Origin of the sequence: Streptomyces hirsutus, assembly GCF_001418415.1 — a bacterium.
Taxonomy (GTDB): domain Bacteria; phylum Actinomycetota; class Actinomycetes; order Streptomycetales; family Streptomycetaceae; genus Streptomyces; species Streptomyces hirsutus.
In genome coordinates this window covers 1-2,985 of sequence record NZ_LIQT01000766.1, presented here as the reverse complement: position 1 = coordinate 2,985, position 2,985 = coordinate 1, and the positions used below count along the sequence as shown (strand labels likewise).

General features: G+C 74.0%; 2 protein-coding genes and 1 pseudogene. All 3 read left to right on the top strand.

Features of this window, described 5'->3' with window-relative positions; translation table 11 throughout:
• The first annotated feature begins 96 nt into the window (after positions 1–96).
• On the top strand, positions 97–705 hold the full coding sequence (locus AOK11_RS38430; RefSeq protein ID WP_055598225.1) for a hypothetical protein: 609 nt from the start codon (positions 97–99) through the stop codon (positions 703–705).
• Positions 706–741: 36 nt separating this feature from the next.
• Positions 742–1,323, top strand: a pseudogene (locus tag AOK11_RS42575) (TetR/AcrR family transcriptional regulator); the annotation flags it as partial.
• A gap of 217 nt (positions 1,324–1,540) precedes the next feature.
• Positions 1,541–2,985 (top strand): molybdopterin-dependent oxidoreductase (locus tag AOK11_RS38420; protein WP_157869552.1); only part of this gene is annotated, 1,445 nt, incomplete at its 3' end.

Genomic DNA, 2,985 nt, shown 5'->3' with positions numbered 1-2,985 from the left:
CCTCCCGTAGTACCCCCGCCCTCCTCTCGACGGAGGACGCGGAACCCGACTCCAGGGGGATCCGTGCGACCGGACGCCTGTTCTAAGCTCCCCCGCATGGCGTGGACGGGGAGGCTGATCACCGCGCTCGCGGTGTGTGGCGTACTGCTGGCCGGGTCCGCGGGCTGCGGCTCGCGTGCTGCCCAGGGACAGGAACAGGAGCGGGGCGCCGGGGCGCCGTCGCCGGTGGGCAAGCTCCTGGAGGAGCGGGACGACGAGGGCCGGCCCTACCGCGAGGTGGACGAGGAGGGTGCCCCCGAGGTCGGCGTAGAGGTCACGCCCGACGCCGACGGCGGCTGGGACGTACGGCTGCACGTGCGCAACTTCCGCTTCTCGCCGGACGGCACCGACAACCGGGCGGTGCCCGGCCGCGGCCTCGCGCACCTCTACGTGAACGACCGGCTCGTCGCCCTGCTGCGCGCGCCCGGCCACCACCTTTCCCCGCACACCGTCCGGCGCGGCACGCACCAGGTCACCGTCCGCCTCTACGCGGACGACGACTCGGTGTGGGCCGTGGGCGGAAAGCCGGTGGAGAGCACGGCCGACATCACGGTCTCGGAACCGAGTTCCAGCACGGCCCCGACCGCGACGGAGCGAGGGACGGCGGGCCCCGACCTCGCCGCCGGGGGCCGGGGTTCACCCGACCGGGACCGAAGAACAGGATGAAACCCGCGCCCGCGCCCCCCGGCCTCCCTCCGCCGCGTGCCCGTGCAGCACCACAGCACCGAACGGCCGGCCGGAATCCTGGACGCCTGCGCCGCGCTCCTCGACGAGGTCGGCTACGACGCCCTGAGCACCCGCGCCGTCGCGCAGCGCGCCGGTGTGCCCATCGGCTCCGTCCACCGCTTCATCGGCCACAAGCGCGAGATGGCCGACGCGTCGGCTCGGCGCAACCTGGAGCACTTCACGCGGCAGGTCACCGACCGCCTGGAGACGGCCACCGGCGCCCCGGGTCAGCGGCGGGCCATGGGCGCCGTGCTCGACGAGTACCTGGACATGAAGCGCACCGCACCCGGCTTCTCCCTGGTCCGCTTCGGCCACCAGATCCCCGTCGGCGCCCGGCGGACCGAACCCCACCACCGCGTCGCCGGCCGCCTCACCGACCTGCTGTCCCGTTACCTGGACCGCGCACCGGACGAGGAACTGCGCCGGGGCTTCCTCATCGTCGTCGAGACCGCCGACGCCCTCGTCCGCCTCGCCTTCCGGCCGGAGCCCGAGGGCGGCGAGAAGATCATCGCCGAACTGCGGGAGGTGCTGCCCGCCTCTCCGGCACGCGTGCCGGACCGATCCGGAAACCGGCCCGCACGGCTCTCGTCGCGGGGCCGGGCGGCGAACCGGCCTTCGGTACCCGCGACGGGCCCCTGCCGTGCGACCGAGAACGAGCCGGCACGGGGCTCCCGCACATGCATACCGGTCGGTATGCTCGGTTCGTCAACCTGTCCGTGCGGCTGTCCTGCGCCTGCCCGTCCGTGCGTCACCGCCGCCGTACCCGGGAGGTTCCATGTCCCGCACCGCTCTTCGTATCTGCCCTCTGTGCGAGGCCACCTGCGGCCTGACCCTCACCCTCGACGAGGGCAGGGTCACCGGCGCCCGGGGCGACCGTGACGACGTCTTCAGCAAGGGGTTCATCTGCCCCAAGGGGGCGGCCTTCCCCGCCGTCGACGCCGACCCGGACCGGCTGCGCGGCCCGCTCGTCCGGATCGACGGCGAGTTGCGGGAGGCCAGTTGGGAGGAGGCCTTCGACGCGGTCGCCGCCGGCATCCGGCCCGTCGTCGAACGCCATGGCCCGGACGCCGTCGGGGTCGTCCTCGGCAACCCCAACGTGCACACCGTGGCCGGCGCCCTCTACCCGCCCGTCCTGATCGCCGGGCTCGGCACCCGCAGCCTCTTCACCGCCTCTACCGTCGACCAGATGCCCAAGCACGTCTCCAGCGGGCTCCTCTTCGGCGACGCCAACGCGATCCCCGTACCCGACCTCGACCGCACCGACCACCTGCTGCTCATCGGCGCCAACCCCCTGGAATCCAACGGGAGTCTGTGCACGGCACCCGACTTCCCCGGCCGCCTCCGGGCGCTCAGGGCCCGTGGCGGCACCCTCACCGTCGTCGACCCGCGCCGCACCCGCACCGCCCGCCTCGCCGACCGGCACATCGCCGTCCGGCCCGGCACCGATGCCCTGCTGCTCGCGGCGATGGCGTCCGTGCTCGTCGAAGAGCACCTCGTCGACCTGGGGGACTGTGCTCCCCATGTGCAAGGCGTCGCCGAACTCACCGACGCGGTAAAGGACTTCACCCCCGAGGCCGTCGCCCCGGCCTGCGACGTCGACGCGGACACCATCCGCACCCTCGCCCGCGAACTCGCCGCCGCCCCCACCGCCGCCGTCTACGGCCGTATCGGCAGCTGCACCGTCCCGCACGGCACCCTGGCCAGCTGGCTCGTCGACGTCCTCAACATCCTCACCGGCAACCTCGACCGGCCCGGCGGCGCCCTCTTCCCCCGTGCCGCCACCGACAAGACCCCGCGCCCCGCCGGACCCGGCCGAGGCTTCGCCCTCGGACGCTGGCACTCCCGGGTGAGCGGGCACCCCGAGGCCAAGGGCGAACTGCCGCTCTCCGCCCTCGCCGAGGAGATCGACACCGCCACCGACGCGGGCGAACCGCTGCGCGCCCTCATCGCCGTCGCCGCCAACCCGGTCCTGTCCGCGCCCGACGGCGACCGCCTCGACAAGGCCCTCGGTTCCCTCGACTTCATGGTCAGCGTCGACCCGTACCTCAACGAGACCTCGCGCCACGCCCACGTCGTCCTGCCGCCGCCCCCGCCCGCGCAGAGCCCGCACCACGACTTCGCCTTCAACACCCTCGCCGTACGCAACCAGGTCCGCTACACCCGCCCCGCCCTCCCGCTGGAACCCGGCCGCATGCCGGAGACCGAGATCCTGGCCCGGCT